A 17,016-nucleotide genomic window follows, 5' to 3' on the forward strand; every position below is an offset into this window, starting at 1 on the left:
ATAGGCGAATAAAGGAGGGAAAATAATGGCAAAACAAAAAATTCGTATCCGTCTTAAAGCGTATGATCATAGAATCCTTGATCAATCTGCAGAGAAAATCGTTGAAACAGCAAAACGTTCAGGTGCGGCAGTTTCTGGTCCGATTCCGTTACCAACTGAAAAATCTGTTTACACAATTCTTCGTGCGGTTCATAAGTACAAAGATTCTCGTGAGCAATTCGAAATGCGGACACATAAGCGTCTAATCGACATCGTTAACCCAACTCCACAAACAGTTGATGCGTTAATGCGTTTAGATTTACCATCTGGTGTTGATATCGAAATTAAACTTTAATCAAATAAACATTTAAAATAATAGGAGGTGTGACTTACATGACCAAAGGAATCTTAGGAAGAAAAATTGGTATGACTCAAGTATTTGCAGAAAACGGACACTTAATTCCTGTAACTGTTGTTGAGGTAGCTCCAAACGTTGTTCTTCAAAAGAAATCAGTTGATAGCGACGGATATGTTGCTGTTCAAGTAGGTTTTGAAGACAAACGTGAGAAGTTATCTAACAAGCCTGAAAAAGGACATGTTGCGAAAGCAAATACTGCTCCTAAGCGCTTCATTCGCGAATTCCGCGGAGACGACTTAGCAGCATTGGAAGTTGGTCAGGAAGTCAAAGTTGATATTTTCGCAGCAGGAGATATCGTAGATGTAACAGGAATTTCAAAAGGTAAAGGTTTCCAAGGCTCAATTAAACGCCACGGACAATCACGCGGCCCTATGGCTCACGGTTCTCGTTATCACCGTCGCCCGGGTTCAATGGGACCTGTTGCTCCAAACCGTGTATTCAAAGGTAAAGCATTACCAGGACGCATGGGCGGAGAACAAGTTACTGTTCAAAACCTTGAAATCGTAAAAGTTGACACAGAGCGCAACTTACTATTAATCAAAGGTAACGTACCTGGTGCTAAAAAAGCATTATTAAAAATCAAAGGTGCGGTTAAAGCATAATTCACTTTGTAAGAAAGGAGGAACAAAGGAATGCCTAAAGTAGCATTATTAAACCAAAGCGGTTCTCAAGTTGGAGAAATCGAACTTAATGATTCAGTTTTTGGTATTGAGCCTAACCAACACGTATTATTCGAAGCAATTGTTATGCAAAGAGCTTCACTACGTCAAGGAACTCATAAAACAAAAGTTCGTTCAGAAGTAGCAGGCGGTGGCCGTAAGCCATGGCGTCAAAAAGGAACAGGCCGTGCTCGTCAAGGGTCTATCCGTTCACCACAATGGCGCGGAGGTGGTACTGTATTTGGTCCAACACCACGCAGCTATAGCTACAAATTACCGAAAAAAGTTCGCCGTTTAGCGATCAAATCTGCACTTTCATCTAAAGTGTTAGATGAAAATATCTTGGTACTTGAAAGCTTAGCTTTTGATGCACCAAAAACAAAAGAATTCAAATCAGTATTAGGTGGCCTTTCTGTTGAGAAGAAAGCTCTAATCGTTACTGCTGATCTTGATGAAAACGTAGCATTATCTGCTCGTAACATCCCTGGTGTAACAGTAGTAACTGCTGATGGAATCAACGTATTAGACGTTGTTAATCATGATAAGTTAATCATGACTAAAGCAGCGGTTGAAAAAGTAGAGGAGGTGCTTGCATAATGGATGCACGCGATATCATTAAGCGCCCCGTTATCACTGAACGGTCTACTGACCTAATGTCTGAAAAGAAATATACGTTTGAAGTTGATGTTAGAGCTAATAAAACACAAGTTAAAGATGCTATTGAAGAAATCTTTGGCGTAGATGTTGATAAAGTAAACATCATGAACTATAAAGGTAAATTCAAGCGTATGGGAAAATTCGGCGGTTACACTAACAAGCGTCGTAAAGCAATTGTTAAATTAACTGCTGATAGCAAAGAAATCGAAATCTTTGAAGCATAAGAAGCTATCAAGAAGAGGAGGGAAATAATATGGCGATTAAAAAGTACAAACCTACCTCCAATGGTCGTCGTGGAATGACAGTTTCTGATTTCGCTGAAATCACAACTAGCACTCCAGAGAAATCTCTATTAGCTCCGTTAAAGAGCAAAGGCGGCCGTAATAACCAAGGTAAGTTAACTGTTCGTCATCAAGGTGGCGGCCATAAGCGTCAATATCGTTTAATTGACTTTAAACGTAACAAAGATGGCATTCCAGGACGCGTTGCTACAATCGAGTACGATCCAAATCGTTCTGCGAATATTGCCTTAATTAATTATTTAGATGGAGAGAAGCGTTATATCTTAGCTCCAAAAAACCTAGAAGTTGGTATGGAAGTAGTGTCTGGTCCTGAGGCTGACATTAAAGTGGGTAACGCACTTCCACTAGCTAACATTCCTGTTGGTACTGTAGTACACAACATCGAATTAAAACCAGGTAAAGGCGGACAGTTAGTTCGTTCTGCAGGAACATCTGCTCAAGTACTTGGTAAAGAAGGTAAATACGTATTAGTACGTTTAACTTCTGGTGAAACTCGTATGATCCTTGCTGAGTGCCGTGCTTCAATCGGTCAAGTAGGAAACGAACAGCACGAACTTATTAACATTGGTAAAGCAGGTCGTTCTCGCTGGTTAGGCAAGCGCCCAACAGTACGTGGATCTGTAATGAACCCTAACGATCACCCACATGGTGGTGGTGAAGGACGTTCACCAATCGGACGTAAGTCACCAATGTCTCCATGGGGTAAACCAACTCTTGGATACAAGACTCGTAAGAAGAAAAACAAGTCAGATAAGTTTATCGTACGTCGTCGTAAAAAATAACGGGACTAAACTACGGTTCACGAGTAGAACCGTAGAACAGTCACGAAGGGAGGTTCCTTCATGGGTCGCAGCTTGAAAAAAGGACCATTTGTTGATGATCATTTAATGGTTAAGGTCGAAAAGTTGAATGAAACTGAGAGCAAACAAGTTATTAAAACTTGGTCACGCCGTTCTACGATCTTCCCACAATTTATCGGCCACACAATCGCAGTTTATGATGGTCGCAAACATGTGCCTGTATATGTTACTGAAGACATGGTAGGACACAAGCTTGGAGAATTCGCTCCAACACGTGCTTACAAAGGCCATGGTAATGATGACAAGAAAACAAGACGTTAAGAGAGGAGGGCATCCAAATGCAAGCTAAAGCTGTTGCAAGAACAGTTCGTATTGCTCCTCGTAAAGCACGTTTAGTCGTTGATTTAATCCGAGGTAAGCAAGTTGGTGAAGCGGTGGCGATTTTAAATCTCACTCCTAAGGCTGCTTCTCCAATCGTGGAAAAAGTATTAAAATCTGCTATGGCAAACGCTGAGCACAACTATGAAATGGACGTTAACAATCTAGTTGTAGCACAAGCATTCGTCGACGAAGGACCAACTTTAAAACGTTTCCGTCCTCGTGCTATGGGCCGTGCAAGCCAAATTAACAAACGCACAAGCCACATTACAATCGTATTAACAGAAAAGAAGGAGGGATAAGCTGTGGGTCAAAAAGTAAATCCAGTCGGTTTGCGTATCGGAATCATCCGTGATTGGGAATCAAAGTGGTACGCAGGTAAAGACTTCGCTGATCTTTTACACGAAGACCTTAAAGTTCGTGAGTATATCACGAAGCGTTTAAAAGATGCTTCTGTTTCTAAAGTAGAAATCGAACGTGCGGCTAACCGTGTGAATGTAACTGTTCATACTGCGAAACCTGGTATGGTTATCGGTAAAGGCGGTACTGAAGTTGAAGCACTTCGTAAAGCTCTAAATCAATTAACTGGCAAACGCGTTCACATCAACATCCTTGAAATCAAGAGAGCTGACGTTGATGCTAAACTAGTTGCTGAAAATATTGCTCGTCAATTAGAAAACCGTGTATCTTTCCGTCGTGCACAAAAGCAAGCTATCCAACGTGCTATGCGTGCAGGTGCAAAAGGTATTAAAACAATGGTATCTGGTCGTTTAGGCGGAGCTGATATTGCTCGTTCTGAACACTATAGCGAAGGTACTGTACCACTTCACACACTTCGTGCAGATATCGACTATGCTACAGCTGAAGCTGATACTACTTATGGTAAGCTAGGCGTTAAAGTATGGATCTATAAGGGAGAAGTCCTTCCTACTAAGAAGAAAAATGCGGAAGGAGGCAAATAATTATGTTATTGCCAAAACGCGTAAAATATCGCCGTCAACACCGTGGAAAGATGCGCGGTCAAGCTAAAGGCGGTACTGAAGTAACATTCGGTGAATACGGCCTACAAGCTTTAGAAGCTTCTTGGATTACAAACCGTCAGATCGAAGCAGCTCGTATTGCGATGACTCGTTACATGAAACGTGGCGGTAAAGTTTGGATTAAAATTTTCCCTCACAAGCCTTACACTGCTAAGCCACTAGAAGTTCGGATGGGTTCCGGTAAAGGTGCTCCTGAAGGATGGGTAGCTGTTGTTAAGCCTGGAAAAATCATGTTTGAAATCGCAGGTGTATCTGAAGAGATCGCTCGTGAAGCACTTCGTCTTGCAATGCACAAACTTCCAGTTAAATGTAAGTTTGTAAAACGTGAAGAAATTGGTGGTGAATCAAGTGAAAGCTAATGAACTACGTGAACTTACCACTGCTGAAATTGAACAAAAAGTTAAATCTCTAAAAGAAGAACTTTTCAACCTTCGCTTTCAATTGGCGACAGGACAACTTGAAAACACAGCTCGTATTCGTGAAGTACGCAAATCAATTGCGCGCATGAAGACAGTTGTTCGTGAAAGAGAAATCAGCGTTAACAAGTAATTATCCGAGAGGAGGTTCACACAATGAGTGAACGTAACCAGCGCAAAGTTTACACTGGACGCGTTGTTTCTGACAAAATGGATAAAACCGTTACTGTTCTAGTAGAAACACATAAAAAGCATCCTTTATACGGTAAACGCGTGAAATACTCTAAAAAGTTTAAAGCTCATGATGAGCAAAACGAAGCAAAGATCGGCGATGTAGTACGCATCATGGAAACTCGCCCACTTTCAGCTACTAAACGTTTCCGTTTAGTTGAAATCGTAGAAAAAGCAGTTATTATTTAATTGTTCGGATAAGCTTCATTCCGAAGGGAGGTTACACACATGATTCAACAAGAATCACGTTTAAAAGTTGCTGACAACTCTGGTGCTCGTGAAGTACTTACGATTAAAGTTCTAGGTGGTTCTGGTCGCAAAACTGCTGGTATTGGTGATGTGATCGTTTGTACAGTAAAACAAGCAACACCAGGTGGCGTTGTTAAAAAAGGTGACGTTGTTAAGGCAGTTATTGTTCGTACAAAGAGCGGTGCGCGTCGTCCCGATGGTTCTTACATCCGTTTCGATGAAAACGCATGTGTCATTATTAAAGATGATAAAAGCCCACGTGGAACTCGTATCTTCGGACCAGTTGCCCGCGAACTTCGCGACAACAACTTTATGAAAATCGTTTCTCTAGCTCCAGAAGTATTATAATTTTAAAATTAATTGCCTTTAAGGAGGTGCGCACAGATGCATGTAAAAAAAGGTGATAAAGTAAGAGTCATCTCTGGTAAGGATAAAGGCAAAACAGGTGTAATCCTAGCTGCTTATCCAAAAGATAACCGTGTAGTGGTTGAAGGTGTAAACATTGTGAAAAAACACTCTAAGCCATCTCAAGTGAATCCACAAGGCGGTATTATTAACTTTGAGGCTCCTATCCATGTATCAAACGTAATGCCTATCGATCCTAAAACAGGTAACCCAACTCGTGTAGGTTACACAACGGTTGATGGCAAAAAAGTACGCGTAGCAAAATCCGGTGAAGTATTAGATAAATAGTTTATAAAAGAAGGGAGGTACAATGAATGAACCGCCTAAAAGAAAAATTTGTTAAAGAAGTAACACCTGCTCTAATGAGCAAGTTCAACTATAAATCAGTTATGGAAGTTCCAAAACTTGAGAAAATCGTAATCAACATGGGTGTAGGTGACGCAGTTGCAAATGCTAAAGCACTTGACAATGCTGTTGAGGAATTAGCTACTATTACTGGTCAAAAACCAGTTGTAACTCGTGCGAAGAAATCTATCGCTGGTTTCCGTCTTCGTGAAGGTATGCCAATCGGTGCAAAGGTTACACTTCGCGGTGAGCGCATGTACGAATTCTTGGATAAATTAGTTTCCGTTTCTTTACCTCGTGTACGTGACTTCCGTGGTATTTCTAAGAAAGCATTTGATGGTCGCGGTAACTACACTTTAGGTATTAAAGAACAATTAATCTTCCCTGAAATTGATTACGATAAAGTAAGCAAAGTTCGTGGTATGGATATCGTTATCGTAACGACAGCAAACACTGATGAAGAATCACGTGAACTTTTAACTCAATTTGGAATGCCATTCCAAAAGTAATCGTTAAATAAGGGAGGCGAAAACGTGGCTAAAAAGTCAATGATTGCGAAACAACAACGCACGCCTAAATTCAAAGTACAAGAGTACACTCGCTGCGAACGTTGCGGACGTCCACACTCTGTATACCGTAAATTTAAGCTTTGCCGTATTTGTTTCCGTGAATTAGCATACAAAGGACAAATTCCTGGTGTTAAAAAAGCTAGCTGGTAAAACTAGAAGTTGGGAAGGAGGTAAAAATAATGGTCATGACAGATCCAATTGCTGATATGCTTACTCGCATTCGTAATGCGAACATGGTACGTCACGAAAAATTAGAAGTGCCTGCTTCTAATTTAAAGAAAGAAATCGCTGAAATTTTAAAGCGCGAAGGCTTCGTACGTGACGTCGAGTTTATCGAAGACAACAAACAAGGTATTATCCGTATCTTCTTAAAGTACGGTGCAAATAACGAACGTGTTATTACTGGTCTTAAGCGCATAAGCAAGCCTGGACTTCGAGTTTACGCTAAATCAAATGAGGTACCACGTGTACTTAACGGACTTGGTATTGCATTAGTTTCAACATCAACTGGTGTTGTTACTGATAAAGAAGCTCGTGCTAAACAAATCGGCGGCGAAGTACTAGCTTACGTTTGGTAATTAAGTTTTTGAATGAATGGAGGTGCACTAAATGTCTCGCGTAGGAAAAAAACCAATCGAAATTCCAGCAGGAGTTACGGTTACTTTAAACAACAATACTGTGACTGTTAAAGGACCTAAAGGCGAACTTACTCGTACTTTTAATCCTGATATGTCAATTAACGTAGAAGAAAACACTGTAACAATTACTCGTCCATCTGACGTGAAAGAACACCGCGCATTACATGGTACTACTCGTGCCGTGATCGCTAATATGGTTGAAGGTGTTTCTACTGGCTTCACAAGAGGCTTAGAGTTAATCGGGGTTGGTTACCGTGCTCAAAAGCAAGGTAACAAGCTTGTATTAAACGTTGGTTACTCACATCCAGTTGAAATTGAACCTGAAGCTGGCCTTGAAATCGAGGTACCTGCCAATACTAAAATTATTATTAAAGGTACTGACAAAGAACGTGTTGGTGCATTAGCAGCCAATATCCGTCAAGTTCGTCCTCCAGAGCCGTATAAAGGCAAAGGAATTCGTTACGAAGGTGAATTCGTTCGTCGTAAAGAGGGTAAAACCGGTAAGTAATGCCGCATAAGTAAACGAAAGGAGTGACGTAAATGATTACGAAGCAAGATAAGAACGCTACTCGCAAGAAAAGACACGCTCGTGTTCGTGCGAAACTTAGCGGTACTTCTGCTCGTCCGCGTCTAAATGTGTACCGTTCAAATAAACACATTTATGCTCAATTAATCGATGACATGAATGGAGTCACTTTAGCAAGTGCTTCTACAATAGAAAAAGATTTCGCTCTTGAATCTACAAGTAATCTTGAAGCTGCAAAAGCGGTCGGTGAATTAGTCGCTAAACGTGCGGTTGAAAAAGGTATCACTGCTGTTGTCTTTGACCGTGGGGGATACCTATATCACGGACGTGTGCAAGCACTAGCTGATGCAGCCCGCGAGAACGGCTTACAATTTTAATAGACAAAGGAGGGACACAAAAAGATGCGTCGTATTGATCCAAACAAACTTGAACTAGAAGAACGCGTAGTAACCGTTAACCGTGTTGCGAAAGTTGTTAAAGGTGGACGTCGTTTCCGTTTCACTGCTCTTGTAGTAGTTGGGGATAAAAACGGTCATGTAGGTTTTGGCACTGGTAAAGCTCAAGAAGTACCAGATGCAATCCGTAAAGCCATCGAAGATGCAAAGAAAAATTTAATCGAAGTACCTATGGTTGGAACTACAATTCCTCACCAAGTAATTGGACGTTTTGGTGCTGGCGAAATCCTCTTAAAACCTGCTTCTGAAGGTACTGGAGTTATCGCTGGTGGACCAGTTCGTGCTGTCCTAGAATTAGGCGGTGTTGCTGACATCCTTTCTAAATCACTAGGAACTAACACTCCGATTAACATGGTTCGTGCAACAATTGATGGTTTAACACAATTAAAACGTGCTGAGGACGTAGCTAAATTACGTGGTAAATCAGTAGAAGAACTGTTAGGATAAGGGGGGAATTCAAATGGCGAAACTTTTAATTACCCTCAACCGCAGCGTAATTGGTCGCCCTGAGGACCAACGTGAAACAGTTAAAGCGCTAGGTTTACGTAAATTAAATCAAACAGTTGAGCATCAAGATAACGCTGCTATCCGCGGTATGATCAACAAAGTTGCTCACCTTGTAACAGTTAAAGAACAATAATTTATTGTTTTCTTTCATAAGGAGGTGCCAATATGAAACTTCATGAATTAAAGCCTGCCGAAGGTTCTCGTCAAGAACGCAAGCGTTTAGGCCGTGGAATCGGTTCTGGTCAAGGTAAAACAGCAGGTAAAGGTCATAAAGGTCAAAACGCTCGTTCTGGCGGCGGTGTACGCTTAGGTTTTGAAGGTGGTCAAACACCTTTATTCCGTCGTTTACCAAAACGTGGTTTTACCAATATCAGCCGCAAAGAATATGCTGTTGTCAATCTTGATGCTTTAAATCGCTTTGAAGACGGTACAGAAGTTACTCCAGAACTTCTTATCGAAACAGGCGTTGTAAGTAACGAAAAAGCAGGAATTAAGATTCTTGCTAAAGGGAACGTAGAGAAAAAGTTGACTGTTAAAGCTCACAAATTCTCCTCTGCTGCTAAGGAAGCTATCGAAGCTGCTGGTGGAACTACTGAGGTGATCTAATGTTCCAGACAATCTCCAATTTTATGCGCGTGGGTGAGATAAGACGTAAAATAATATTCACCCTTTTAATGTTAGTCGTTTTTCGACTAGGTACATTTATTCCTGTACCGAATGTAAATGCTGATGTACTTGCTAATCAAGATAAGCTAAGTGTTTTCGGTATCCTTAATACCTTTGGAGGTGGAGCATTAAAACAATTCTCCATCTTTGCAATGGGTATTATGCCGTATATCACCGCTTCGATTATCATACAGCTTTTACAAATGGACGTAGTTCCAAAATTTACAGAATGGTCCAAGCAAGGTGAATCGGGCCGTCGTAAGATTGCTCAATTTACCCGATACTTTACTGTTGTGCTTGGATTTATCCAAGCATTAGGTATGTCCTACGGATTTAATAATCTAGCCAGCGGACAATTGATTGAGAATCCAGGTATCGGTACGTATCTACTAATTGCGGTTACCTTAACTGCCGGAACATCATTTTTAATGTGGCTTGGTGAGCAAATTACTGAAAAAGGTGTTGGAAATGGTATTTCCATTATCATCTTTGCAGGGATTGCTGCTGGGATCCCATCAACTGTTAATCAAATTTATGTTCAACAGTTTGAGAATGCCGGTGAAGCATTATTTTTACGTATTGTAACGGTTGTTTTAATCGTGATTGCGATTATTGCGATAGTTGTAGGAGTTATCTTTATTCAACAAGCAAATCGTAAAATACCAATTCAATATGCAAAGCGTATGGTTGCAGGTCGTAATCCTGTAGGTGGACAGTCTACTCATATGCCGTTGAAGGTTAACGCTGCAGGTGTTATCCCGGTTATCTTTGCGGTATCTTTCATTGTAACGCCAAGAACCATTGCATCATTCTTTCCAACTAATGATGTGACATTGTGGATTACAAGGAATCTTGATTATACTCATCCTATTGGGATGACGTTATATGCCATTTTAATTATCGCGTTCACATATTTCTATGCTTTTATCCAAGTTAACCCTGAACAAGCAGCGGAAAACTTACAAAAGCAGAGCGGCTATATTCCTGGTATCCGTCCAGGAAAGAGTACGCAGGAATACTTAACTCGCGTCTTATACCGTTTAACTTTTGTTGGTGCCCTTTTCCTAACCGTTATTGCGATTCTTCCTACTATTTTTATAAAATTAGCGAATTTACCGCAGTCGGCTCAAATTGGTGGAACAAGTTTGTTAATCGTAATCGGTGTTGCACTTGATACGTACAAACAACTTGAGGCGCAGCTAGTTAAACGTCATTATAAAGGCTTTATAAAATAGGTTTTTAGGGACCTTCGGCCCCTAAAAACCCACTTAAAGCACGAGGGGGAACACGTGTGAATTTAGTATTAATGGGGCTTCCAGGTGCCGGAAAGGGCACACAAGCTGAAAGAATCGTCGAACAATACGGCATCCCTCATATCTCAACAGGAGATATGTTCCGTGCAGCGATGAAAGAAGGAACAGAACTAGGTTTACAAGCTAAATCATTCATGGATAAAGGCGAGCTTGTTCCAGATGAGGTAACAATCGGCATTGTTCGTGAACGACTTAGTAAAGAAGATTGTCAAAAGGGTTTCCTTTTAGATGGATTTCCTAGAACTGTACCTCAAGCTGAAGCTTTGGAAAATCTACTAACTGATTTAGATAAAAAGATTGATTATTGTTTAAATATCAATGTTGATAAAAGTATTTTAATGGATCGTTTGACTGGACGTCGGATTTGTAAAGAATGTGGTTCAACTTACCATCTAATCTTTAATCCTCCTGCAAAAGAGGGTGTCTGCGACAAATGTGGCGGAGAACTGTACCAAAGAGCCGATGATAATGCTGAAACTGTTCAAAATCGCTTAGATGTTAATATCAAACAACAAGAACCACTACTTACTTTTTATGAAACTAAAGGCTATCTTCGCAACATTGATGGCCAGCAGGATATAAGAAAAGTATTTGCTGATATCCAACAAATACTTGAGGAATTACGTTAATGGTCATTGGTACCAATGTGCGAGCGACTCTCGACAACTCTTCCATTAGATCTAAAAGTATGTGCTAGAAAATTGCTTTTCTATAGTACTGAGTATGTAGAACCGAGAGTTGGGCAAGACTTACAGAGGAATTACTTATTCTTGCAAATGTAGAAAAAATTGCGGACAGAAGACGAACAATATGGTAATATTATAAGGTTGCTAATGTTGAACGAATGATAGTTTTGCAATATATTTTCGAACACTATTTTTGATTAAAGAAGGGAGACGAGACGATGGCCAAAGATGATGTTATTGAAATTGAAGGTAAAGTACTTGAAACTTTGCCAAATGCGATGTTTAAGGTAGAATTAGAAAATGGTCATACAGTGCTGGCTCATGTTTCCGGTAAAATTCGTATGCATTTCATTCGGATTCTTCCAGGTGACAAAGTAACAGTTGAGCTTTCTCCATATGACTTAACACGCGGAAGAATTACCTACCGCTTCAAATAAACTGCTTGCTTGCACTCCGTACTATTAAGGAGGTTAGGATAATGAAAGTAAGACCATCTGTCAAACCGATCTGCGAAAAGTGCAAAGTTATCCGTAGACGCGGAAAAGTTATGGTTATCTGTGAAAACCCTAAACATAAACAAAAACAAGGTTAATTTTAAGGAGGTGCGCTCATTATGGCACGTATTGCTGGTGTAGATATTCCACGTGAAAAGCGTGTAGTTATCTCTTTGACTTACATTTATGGTATTGGTAAAGCTACTGCACAAAAAGTATTAGCTGAAGCTGGTGTTTCAGAAAATACTCGTGTACGTGATCTAACTGAAGACGAATTAAACAAAATCCGTGACATCATCGACAGATTAAAAGTCGAAGGTGATCTTCGCCGTGAAATTTCTCTTAACATTAAGCGTTTAATGGAAATCGGCTGCTACCGCGGATTACGTCATCGTCGTGGTTTACCGGTTCGTGGACAAAATACGAAAAACAACGCTCGTACACGCAAAGGTCCTCGTAAGACTGTTGCGAACAAGAAGAAGTAATCGGCAAAGGAGGTTAATTTAAATGGCTCGTAAAACTAATACACGTAAACGTCGTGTTAAAAAGAATATTGAATCTGGTATTGCTCATATCCGTTCAACATTTAACAATACTATTGTAACTATTACTGATGTTCATGGTAATGCAATTTCATGGTCAAGTGCAGGTGCGCTTGGATTTAGAGGTTCTCGTAAATCTACTCCATTCGCAGCGCAAATGGCAGCTGAAACAGCAGCTAAAACTTCCATCGAACATGGTATGAAAACTTTAGAAGTTACCGTTAAAGGACCTGGTGCTGGCCGTGAAGCTGCGATCCGTGCTCTTCAAGCTGCTGGTCTAGAAGTAACTGCTATTAAAGACGTTACACCTGTTCCTCATAATGGATGCCGTCCGCCAAAACGTCGTCGTGTTTAATTTTTCTGTATAGAATTCTTATCATATGTCTATAATGGGATATGATATTAATTATTTGCACTATTACAGAATATTTTATTCCAGTTGTTGTGCACAAAACGGGAACGTATACATGGGGGAATTTCAGTTAGGAATACCTAATGAAGTTTCGACGTTTTGAAGGAGGGTTATTTGATGATCGAAATAGAAAAACCAAAAATCGAAACGATTGAGATCAACGATGATGCCAAGTACGGTAAGTTCGTCGTAGAGCCACTTGAGCGTGGATATGGTACCACTTTGGGTAACTCCTTACGTCGTATCCTATTATCTTCACTCCCAGGTGCCGCTGTTACATCGATTCAAATCGATGGGGTACTTCATGAGTTCTCAACAATTGAAGGCGTCGTAGAGGATGTAACATCCATCATTTTAAACATTAAAAAATTGGCTTTAAAAATTTACTCTGATGAAGAGAAAACACTTGAAATTGATGTGCAAGGTGAAGGACCTGTTAAAGCTAGCAGCATTACCCATGACAGCGATGTTGAGATTTTAAATCCAGACCTTCATATTGCTACAATGGCTACAAATGGACATCTTCGTATGCGTTTAACCGCTAGACGTGGACGTGGATATACACCGGCTGAACAGAACAAGAGAGAAGATCAACCGATTGGTGTTATTCCGATTGATTCTATTTATACGCCAATTTCACGTGTGTCTTATCAAGTAGAAAATACGCGTGTAGGTCAATTATCAAATTTTGATAAGCTAACGCTTGATGTTTGGACAGATGGAAGCACTGGGCCAAAAGAAGCGATTGCTCTTGGTTCGAAAATTTTGACCGAGCATTTGAATATTTTCGTGGGTTTAACCGACGAAGCTCAAAATGCTGAAATTATGATTGAAAAAGAAGAAGATCAAAAGGAAAAAGTTCTAGAAATGACTATTGAAGAACTAGATCTTTCTGTTCGTTCTTACAACTGCTTAAAGCGTGCTGGAATCAACACTGTTCAGGAACTAGCTAATAAAACTGAAGAAGATATGATGAAAGTTCGTAACTTAGGCCGCAAATCACTCGAAGAAGTGAAGGCAAAACTAGAAGAGCTTGGATTAGGCTTACGTAAAGACGACTAGTCAATCGTAGCTGATATCTGTTTTATGACTTCAACAAAGGAGGGAACCCTTCATGGCATACAGAAAGTTAGGACGCACAAGCGCACAGCGTAAAGCTATGCTACGTGATTTAACTACAGATTTAATTATCAACGAGCGCATCGAAACAACAGAAACTCGTGCGAAAGAACTTCGCTCAACTGTTGAGAAAATGATTACATTAGGTAAGCGCGGAGATCTACATGCTCGCCGCCAAGCTGCTTCTTACGTTCGTAATGAAGTTGCTAATGCTGAAAATGGTCAAGATGCAGTTCAAAAACTTTTCGCTGATATCGCTCCACGTTACCAAGAGCGTCAAGGTGGATACACTCGTATTATGAAACTTGGACCTCGCCGCGGTGACGGTGCGCCAATGGTTATTATCGAGTTAGTTTAATACACTTAAACAGACAACAAGGGCGCTGGACAGTTTACAAACAAACTTGTTCTTTGCCCTTTTTCTGTAAAAGAAATTTTTATAATTGTTCGACACAAGCCAAACGAGTGTTATGATGAGCGTGACTCTTATCTTAAGAGCCATCAGGAGGTACTTTATACTCTTCGGAATGAAAACCTATTTATTGTTTTCTTCTTCACGTCTCGTCTAGCTCATGCACCTCCTCCCATTTCTTTTTAGAAATCCCTTTACTTGCAGATGAATACGTGCTGCTTAGGGACGAGGTGCAGGCTTTTTTTGTTATATTCAAGATAAAATGATTTTAGCAGCATCTGAGCGGAGAATAGTTTAGCTAGGAGAATGGCGCGATGAAAAAGTCAATTGTATCTCTTAAGGGTGTATCCTTCCAATATGATACACAGGAAAGGTATGCCTTAAAAAATGTAAGCTTTGATATTTATGAAGGGGAATGGCTTGCGATTGTCGGACATAATGGGTCTGGTAAATCAACAATGGCGAAATTATTAAATGGTCTTCAATTTCCTCAAGAAGGCGAAATCACCATTGGTAGCATAAAGCTGAATGAAGAGACAATTTGGGATGTTCGTAAAAAGATTGGCATGGTCTTTCAAAATCCTGACAACCAATTCGTAGGGACAACTGTCCAGGATGATGTGGCTTTTGGTTTAGAAAATAATGGGGTACCTCGAGAAGATATGGTGCATCGCGTAGAAGATTCATTAAAAAGAGTAAAAATGGATCAATTTCTATATCAAGAGCCGCACCATCTATCTGGTGGACAGAAGCAGCGTGTAGCGATTGCAGGTGTATTAGCCTTAAGACCTTCCATTATTATCCTCGATGAGGCCACCTCAATGCTAGACCCAAGAGGCCGCGAAGAGGTTTTAGAGACTGTACGTCTGCTTAAACAAGAAAAGTCTCTTACTGTCATTTCCATTACCCATGACCTCGATGAGGCCGCCAAAGCTGATCGAATTATTGTCATGAACCGAGGAGAAGTATTTCGTGAGGGAACACCGGAAGAGATTTTTGCCATGGATGAACAATTGATCCAGTTAGGATTGGACATCCCTTTCTCTGTAAAGATGAGCAAAGCTTTCCGTCAAAATGGAATGACACTATCAAAGCACTATTTAACGGAAGAAGAGTTGGTGACAGAGTTATGGACATCTCGCTTCAGCAAGTAGAATATCGATATCAGGCAAATACCCCTTTTGAACGGCTGGCGATTGAAGATGTCTCGATTGATATTCCAGCTGGCACTTACATGGCAATCATTGGTCATACGGGCTCAGGTAAGTCAACGGTCTTACAGCATTTGAATGCATTGTTGCAGCCTTCCAAGGGGACTGTGAAGATTGGTAGTCATGAAATTAAATCTGGACAGAAAAATAAACATTTAAAGCCTGTCCGACAAAAGGTTGGAATCGTCTTTCAATTTCCGGAACATCAATTATTTGAGGAAACTGTGGAAAAGGACATTATATTTGGCCCAATGAATTTTGGCGTTCCTGAAACAGAGGCTAAGAAACGAGCGCGGCTGGCATTACAACAAGTTGGTCTTGCAGAGGAAATTTTGGCAAAGTCGCCATTTGATCTTTCAGGCGGGCAAATGCGTCGTGTGGCCATTGCTGGAGTGCTGGCAATGGAGCCTGATGTGATTGTCTTAGACGAGCCAACTGCAGGGCTAGATCCGAGAGGCCGTAAAGAAATTATGGATATGTTTTATGAACTTCATAAAGAAAGAAAGCTTTCTACTATATTAGTAACCCATAGTATGGAAGATGCAGCAAGGTATGCGGATCAAATCGTTATCATGCAGCAGGGGAGAGTGACAAAAAAAGGGACACCGGAAGAAATCTTCTCAGCTCCAGCCGAATTAGTACAAATGGGCCTCGATGTTCCGGAAGTAGTTCGCTTTCAGTTGAAACTAGAAAAACAAACAGGCATAAAGTTAGACAAAATTTATCTCACTATTGATGAGTTATCATCAAAGGTTGCCGAGGTTTTAACCAGGGGTGTTCGCTCATGATGGAAAAAATGATTTTTGGCCGTTATGTCCCTGCTGATTCGACCATTCACAAAATGGATCCTCGTTCAAAACTATTAATTATCTTTTTATTTGTTTGTATCATCTTTTTTGCTAATAACTGGATTACTTATGTACTTATTGGAATTTATACTTTTTATATGCTTGGTATGTCGAAAATTCCTGTCCGCTTTTTATATGGCGGTCTCAAACCGGTCATATGGCTTGTCTTATTTACGTTAGTACTGCAGTTGTTTTTTACAAAACAGGGTGACCTTCTCTTTAAATGGGGGCCGGTGGAGATTTATGAAGAGGGGGTAAGACAGGGAATTTTTATTTCATTAAGATTCTTTTTCTTAATTCTCATGACTTCTCTATTAACACTAACAACTAGTCCGATAGAAATTACCGATGGGATGGAGACTCTTTTAAATCCGTTGAAGAAGGTCCGGTTTCCGGTCCATGAGATGGCGTTAATGATGTCTATTTCCTTACGGTTTATTCCAACGCTGATGCAGGAAACCGATAAGATTATGAAAGCGCAAATTGCCCGTGGAGTGGAGTTTGACAGCGGTCCAATAAAGGAGCGGGTAAAGGCAGTTATTCCACTTTTGATTCCTTTGTTTGTCAGTGCCTTTAAACGGGCGGAGGAGCTAGCCATTGCGATGGAGGCACGTGGCTATCGCGGCGGTGAGGGAAGGACAAAGTACCGTCAACTTAGCTGGAGGCCAGTAGATACGCTCCAAATCCTTTTATTAGCTGTATTAACTATTTTACTTATCATATTACGGTCATAATGGAG

General features: G+C 40.5%; 32 protein-coding genes. All 32 read left to right on the plus strand.

Features of this window, described 5'->3' with window-relative positions:
* Positions 1 to 25: 25 nt before the first annotated feature.
* A complete protein-coding gene (rpsJ, locus tag V7077_RS16500; RefSeq protein ID WP_007085291.1) occupies positions 26 to 334 on the plus strand; it encodes a 30S ribosomal protein S10 in 309 nt (102 codons plus the stop codon).
* A 38-nt stretch (positions 335 to 372) separates the two neighbouring features.
* The gene (rplC, locus tag V7077_RS16505; protein ID WP_335503912.1) at positions 373 to 999 is read left to right on the plus strand and encodes a 50S ribosomal protein L3; all 627 of its coding nucleotides are present in this window, start codon (positions 373 to 375) and stop codon (positions 997 to 999) included.
* Positions 1,000 to 1,029: 30 nt separating this feature from the next.
* Positions 1,030 to 1,653 carry a 50S ribosomal protein L4 gene (rplD, locus tag V7077_RS16510; RefSeq protein ID WP_335503914.1) on the plus strand — a complete coding sequence of 208 codons (624 nt, stop codon included), beginning with the start codon at positions 1,030 to 1,032 and terminating at the stop codon, positions 1,651 to 1,653.
* Entirely contained in the window at positions 1,653 to 1,937 is a 285-nt protein-coding gene (rplW, locus tag V7077_RS16515) for a 50S ribosomal protein L23 (RefSeq protein WP_098533217.1), read from the plus strand. Before rplD ends, rplW begins: the two co-directional genes overlap by 1 nt.
* A 29-nt stretch (positions 1,938 to 1,966) precedes the next feature.
* Entirely contained in the window at positions 1,967 to 2,797 is an 831-nt protein-coding gene (gene rplB, locus V7077_RS16520; protein ID WP_235741832.1) for a 50S ribosomal protein L2, read from the plus strand.
* A gap of 60 nt (positions 2,798 to 2,857) precedes the next feature.
* A complete protein-coding gene (gene rpsS / locus V7077_RS16525) occupies positions 2,858 to 3,136 on the plus strand; it encodes a 30S ribosomal protein S19 (protein WP_026565526.1) in 279 nt (92 codons plus the stop codon).
* A gap of 17 nt (positions 3,137 to 3,153) precedes the next feature.
* On the plus strand, positions 3,154 to 3,495 hold the full coding sequence (gene rplV / locus V7077_RS16530) for a 50S ribosomal protein L22 (RefSeq protein WP_098533214.1): 342 nt from the start codon (positions 3,154 to 3,156) through the stop codon (positions 3,493 to 3,495).
* Between the two features lie 3 nt (positions 3,496 to 3,498).
* Positions 3,499 to 4,155, plus strand: coding sequence for a 30S ribosomal protein S3 (rpsC, locus tag V7077_RS16535; protein ID WP_098533212.1), 657 nt, complete (start codon positions 3,499 to 3,501; stop codon positions 4,153 to 4,155).
* Positions 4,156 to 4,157: 2 nt separating this feature from the next.
* Complete coding sequence (gene rplP / locus V7077_RS16540) at positions 4,158 to 4,592, plus strand: 50S ribosomal protein L16 (protein WP_098533210.1); 435 nt, start codon at positions 4,158 to 4,160, stop codon at positions 4,590 to 4,592.
* The gene (gene rpmC / locus V7077_RS16545; RefSeq protein ID WP_098533209.1) at positions 4,582 to 4,782 is read left to right on the plus strand and encodes a 50S ribosomal protein L29; all 201 of its coding nucleotides are present in this window, start codon (positions 4,582 to 4,584) and stop codon (positions 4,780 to 4,782) included. Before rplP ends, rpmC begins: the two co-directional genes overlap by 11 nt.
* Before the next feature lie 23 nt (positions 4,783 to 4,805).
* A complete protein-coding gene (rpsQ, locus tag V7077_RS16550; protein ID WP_066094707.1) occupies positions 4,806 to 5,069 on the plus strand; it encodes a 30S ribosomal protein S17 in 264 nt (87 codons plus the stop codon).
* A 39-nt stretch (positions 5,070 to 5,108) separates the two neighbouring features.
* Positions 5,109 to 5,477 carry a 50S ribosomal protein L14 gene (rplN, locus tag V7077_RS16555; protein ID WP_034676100.1) on the plus strand — a complete coding sequence of 123 codons (369 nt, stop codon included), beginning with the start codon at positions 5,109 to 5,111 and terminating at the stop codon, positions 5,475 to 5,477.
* 36 nt (positions 5,478 to 5,513) lie between these two features.
* Positions 5,514 to 5,822 carry a 50S ribosomal protein L24 gene (gene rplX, locus V7077_RS16560; RefSeq protein WP_215047087.1) on the plus strand — a complete coding sequence of 103 codons (309 nt, stop codon included), beginning with the start codon at positions 5,514 to 5,516 and terminating at the stop codon, positions 5,820 to 5,822.
* Positions 5,823 to 5,848: 26 nt separating this feature from the next.
* Positions 5,849 to 6,388: a 50S ribosomal protein L5 gene (gene rplE, locus V7077_RS16565; protein WP_251571052.1), complete on the plus strand. Its 540-nt coding sequence runs from the start codon at positions 5,849 to 5,851 to the stop codon at positions 6,386 to 6,388.
* 24 nt (positions 6,389 to 6,412) lie between these two features.
* On the plus strand, positions 6,413 to 6,598 hold the full coding sequence (rpsN, locus tag V7077_RS16570; protein WP_007085277.1) for a 30S ribosomal protein S14: 186 nt from the start codon (positions 6,413 to 6,415) through the stop codon (positions 6,596 to 6,598).
* A gap of 29 nt (positions 6,599 to 6,627) precedes the next feature.
* Positions 6,628 to 7,026, plus strand: coding sequence for a 30S ribosomal protein S8 (gene rpsH / locus V7077_RS16575; RefSeq protein ID WP_098533206.1), 399 nt, complete (start codon positions 6,628 to 6,630; stop codon positions 7,024 to 7,026).
* A 31-nt stretch (positions 7,027 to 7,057) separates the two neighbouring features.
* Positions 7,058 to 7,594: a 50S ribosomal protein L6 gene (gene rplF, locus V7077_RS16580; protein ID WP_335503921.1), complete on the plus strand. Its 537-nt coding sequence runs from the start codon at positions 7,058 to 7,060 to the stop codon at positions 7,592 to 7,594.
* Positions 7,595 to 7,626: 32 nt separating this feature from the next.
* A complete protein-coding gene (gene rplR, locus V7077_RS16585; protein WP_215047083.1) occupies positions 7,627 to 7,989 on the plus strand; it encodes a 50S ribosomal protein L18 in 363 nt (120 codons plus the stop codon).
* A 24-nt stretch (positions 7,990 to 8,013) separates the two neighbouring features.
* On the plus strand, positions 8,014 to 8,514 hold the full coding sequence (gene rpsE, locus V7077_RS16590) for a 30S ribosomal protein S5 (protein WP_215047081.1): 501 nt from the start codon (positions 8,014 to 8,016) through the stop codon (positions 8,512 to 8,514).
* 13 nt (positions 8,515 to 8,527) lie between these two features.
* Complete coding sequence (rpmD, locus tag V7077_RS16595; protein WP_098533198.1) at positions 8,528 to 8,707, plus strand: 50S ribosomal protein L30; 180 nt, start codon at positions 8,528 to 8,530, stop codon at positions 8,705 to 8,707.
* Positions 8,708 to 8,739: 32 nt separating this feature from the next.
* Entirely contained in the window at positions 8,740 to 9,180 is a 441-nt protein-coding gene (gene rplO, locus V7077_RS16600; RefSeq protein ID WP_335503924.1) for a 50S ribosomal protein L15, read from the plus strand.
* A complete protein-coding gene (gene secY, locus V7077_RS16605; RefSeq protein WP_335503926.1) occupies positions 9,180 to 10,475 on the plus strand; it encodes a preprotein translocase subunit SecY in 1,296 nt (431 codons plus the stop codon). Before rplO ends, secY begins: the two co-directional genes overlap by 1 nt.
* 56 nt (positions 10,476 to 10,531) lie before the next feature.
* Positions 10,532 to 11,182: an adenylate kinase gene (locus tag V7077_RS16610; protein ID WP_335503928.1), complete on the plus strand. Its 651-nt coding sequence runs from the start codon at positions 10,532 to 10,534 to the stop codon at positions 11,180 to 11,182.
* A 275-nt stretch (positions 11,183 to 11,457) separates the two neighbouring features.
* Positions 11,458 to 11,676, plus strand: coding sequence for a translation initiation factor IF-1 (gene infA, locus V7077_RS16615; protein WP_034676129.1), 219 nt, complete (start codon positions 11,458 to 11,460; stop codon positions 11,674 to 11,676).
* Between the two features lie 41 nt (positions 11,677 to 11,717).
* Complete coding sequence (gene rpmJ, locus V7077_RS16620; RefSeq protein WP_000868344.1) at positions 11,718 to 11,831, plus strand: 50S ribosomal protein L36; 114 nt, start codon at positions 11,718 to 11,720, stop codon at positions 11,829 to 11,831.
* Between the two features lie 21 nt (positions 11,832 to 11,852).
* Positions 11,853 to 12,218 (plus strand): 30S ribosomal protein S13, encoded by a 366-nt coding sequence (gene rpsM, locus V7077_RS16625; protein ID WP_335503930.1) that lies wholly within the window; start codon positions 11,853 to 11,855, stop codon positions 12,216 to 12,218.
* A gap of 22 nt (positions 12,219 to 12,240) precedes the next feature.
* On the plus strand, positions 12,241 to 12,630 hold the full coding sequence (gene rpsK, locus V7077_RS16630) for a 30S ribosomal protein S11 (RefSeq protein WP_024027886.1): 390 nt from the start codon (positions 12,241 to 12,243) through the stop codon (positions 12,628 to 12,630).
* Positions 12,631 to 12,804: 174 nt separating this feature from the next.
* A complete protein-coding gene (locus V7077_RS16635; RefSeq protein WP_215047070.1) occupies positions 12,805 to 13,749 on the plus strand; it encodes a DNA-directed RNA polymerase subunit alpha in 945 nt (314 codons plus the stop codon).
* Between the two features lie 52 nt (positions 13,750 to 13,801).
* Positions 13,802 to 14,164 (plus strand): 50S ribosomal protein L17, encoded by a 363-nt coding sequence (gene rplQ / locus V7077_RS16640; protein ID WP_215047068.1) that lies wholly within the window; start codon positions 13,802 to 13,804, stop codon positions 14,162 to 14,164.
* A 368-nt stretch (positions 14,165 to 14,532) separates the two neighbouring features.
* Positions 14,533 to 15,372: an energy-coupling factor ABC transporter ATP-binding protein gene (locus tag V7077_RS16645; RefSeq protein ID WP_335503934.1), complete on the plus strand. Its 840-nt coding sequence runs from the start codon at positions 14,533 to 14,535 to the stop codon at positions 15,370 to 15,372.
* The gene (locus V7077_RS16650; protein WP_335503936.1) at positions 15,348 to 16,217 is read left to right on the plus strand and encodes an energy-coupling factor ABC transporter ATP-binding protein; all 870 of its coding nucleotides are present in this window, start codon (positions 15,348 to 15,350) and stop codon (positions 16,215 to 16,217) included. The genes V7077_RS16645 and V7077_RS16650 overlap by 25 nt, the downstream gene beginning before the upstream one ends.
* The gene (locus V7077_RS16655; RefSeq protein WP_335503937.1) at positions 16,214 to 17,011 is read left to right on the plus strand and encodes an energy-coupling factor transporter transmembrane component T family protein; all 798 of its coding nucleotides are present in this window, start codon (positions 16,214 to 16,216) and stop codon (positions 17,009 to 17,011) included. The genes V7077_RS16650 and V7077_RS16655 overlap by 4 nt, the downstream gene beginning before the upstream one ends.
* Positions 17,012 to 17,016 lie beyond the last annotated feature (5 nt).

Origin of the sequence: Neobacillus vireti, from assembly GCF_036962465.1 — a bacterium.
GTDB classification, from domain to species: Bacteria; Bacillota; Bacilli; order Bacillales; family Cytobacillaceae; genus Neobacillus; species Neobacillus vireti_B.

Bases quoted from the DNA above. Each gene is read 5' to 3' on its own strand.
- rpmJ (WP_000868344.1), top strand. From the start codon at position 11,718: ATGAAAGTAAGACCATCTGTCAAACCGATCTGCGAAAAGTGCAAAGTT.
- rplP (WP_098533210.1), top strand. From the start codon at position 4,158: ATGTTATTGCCAAAACGCGTAAAATATCGCCGTCAACACCGTGGAAAG.
- rpsM (WP_335503930.1), top strand. From the start codon at position 11,853: ATGGCACGTATTGCTGGTGTAGATATTCCACGTGAAAAGCGTGTAGTT.
- rplX (WP_215047087.1), top strand. From the start codon at position 5,514: ATGCATGTAAAAAAAGGTGATAAAGTAAGAGTCATCTCTGGTAAGGAT.
- rplN (WP_034676100.1), top strand. From the start codon at position 5,109: ATGATTCAACAAGAATCACGTTTAAAAGTTGCTGACAACTCTGGTGCT.
- rplB (WP_235741832.1), top strand. From the start codon at position 1,967: ATGGCGATTAAAAAGTACAAACCTACCTCCAATGGTCGTCGTGGAATG.
- rpsJ (WP_007085291.1), top strand. From the start codon at position 26: ATGGCAAAACAAAAAATTCGTATCCGTCTTAAAGCGTATGATCATAGA.
- rplW (WP_098533217.1), top strand. From the start codon at position 1,653: ATGGATGCACGCGATATCATTAAGCGCCCCGTTATCACTGAACGGTCT.
- rpsE (WP_215047081.1), top strand. From the start codon at position 8,014: ATGCGTCGTATTGATCCAAACAAACTTGAACTAGAAGAACGCGTAGTA.
- rpsH (WP_098533206.1), top strand. From the start codon at position 6,628: ATGGTCATGACAGATCCAATTGCTGATATGCTTACTCGCATTCGTAAT.
- V7077_RS16635 (WP_215047070.1), top strand. From the start codon at position 12,805: ATGATCGAAATAGAAAAACCAAAAATCGAAACGATTGAGATCAACGAT.
- rpsQ (WP_066094707.1), top strand. From the start codon at position 4,806: ATGAGTGAACGTAACCAGCGCAAAGTTTACACTGGACGCGTTGTTTCT.
- rplQ (WP_215047068.1), top strand. From the start codon at position 13,802: ATGGCATACAGAAAGTTAGGACGCACAAGCGCACAGCGTAAAGCTATG.
- secY (WP_335503926.1), top strand. From the start codon at position 9,180: ATGTTCCAGACAATCTCCAATTTTATGCGCGTGGGTGAGATAAGACGT.
- V7077_RS16645 (WP_335503934.1), top strand. From the start codon at position 14,533: ATGAAAAAGTCAATTGTATCTCTTAAGGGTGTATCCTTCCAATATGAT.
- V7077_RS16650 (WP_335503936.1), top strand. From the start codon at position 15,348: ATGGACATCTCGCTTCAGCAAGTAGAATATCGATATCAGGCAAATACC.
- rplO (WP_335503924.1), top strand. From the start codon at position 8,740: ATGAAACTTCATGAATTAAAGCCTGCCGAAGGTTCTCGTCAAGAACGC.
- rpmD (WP_098533198.1), top strand. From the start codon at position 8,528: ATGGCGAAACTTTTAATTACCCTCAACCGCAGCGTAATTGGTCGCCCT.
- rplF (WP_335503921.1), top strand. From the start codon at position 7,058: ATGTCTCGCGTAGGAAAAAAACCAATCGAAATTCCAGCAGGAGTTACG.
- rpsS (WP_026565526.1), top strand. From the start codon at position 2,858: ATGGGTCGCAGCTTGAAAAAAGGACCATTTGTTGATGATCATTTAATG.
- V7077_RS16655 (WP_335503937.1), top strand. From the start codon at position 16,214: ATGATGGAAAAAATGATTTTTGGCCGTTATGTCCCTGCTGATTCGACC.
- rplD (WP_335503914.1), top strand. From the start codon at position 1,030: ATGCCTAAAGTAGCATTATTAAACCAAAGCGGTTCTCAAGTTGGAGAA.
- rplE (WP_251571052.1), top strand. From the start codon at position 5,849: ATGAACCGCCTAAAAGAAAAATTTGTTAAAGAAGTAACACCTGCTCTA.
- infA (WP_034676129.1), top strand. From the start codon at position 11,458: ATGGCCAAAGATGATGTTATTGAAATTGAAGGTAAAGTACTTGAAACT.
- rpsK (WP_024027886.1), top strand. From the start codon at position 12,241: ATGGCTCGTAAAACTAATACACGTAAACGTCGTGTTAAAAAGAATATT.
- rplV (WP_098533214.1), top strand. From the start codon at position 3,154: ATGCAAGCTAAAGCTGTTGCAAGAACAGTTCGTATTGCTCCTCGTAAA.
- rplR (WP_215047083.1), top strand. From the start codon at position 7,627: ATGATTACGAAGCAAGATAAGAACGCTACTCGCAAGAAAAGACACGCT.
- rplC (WP_335503912.1), top strand. From the start codon at position 373: ATGACCAAAGGAATCTTAGGAAGAAAAATTGGTATGACTCAAGTATTT.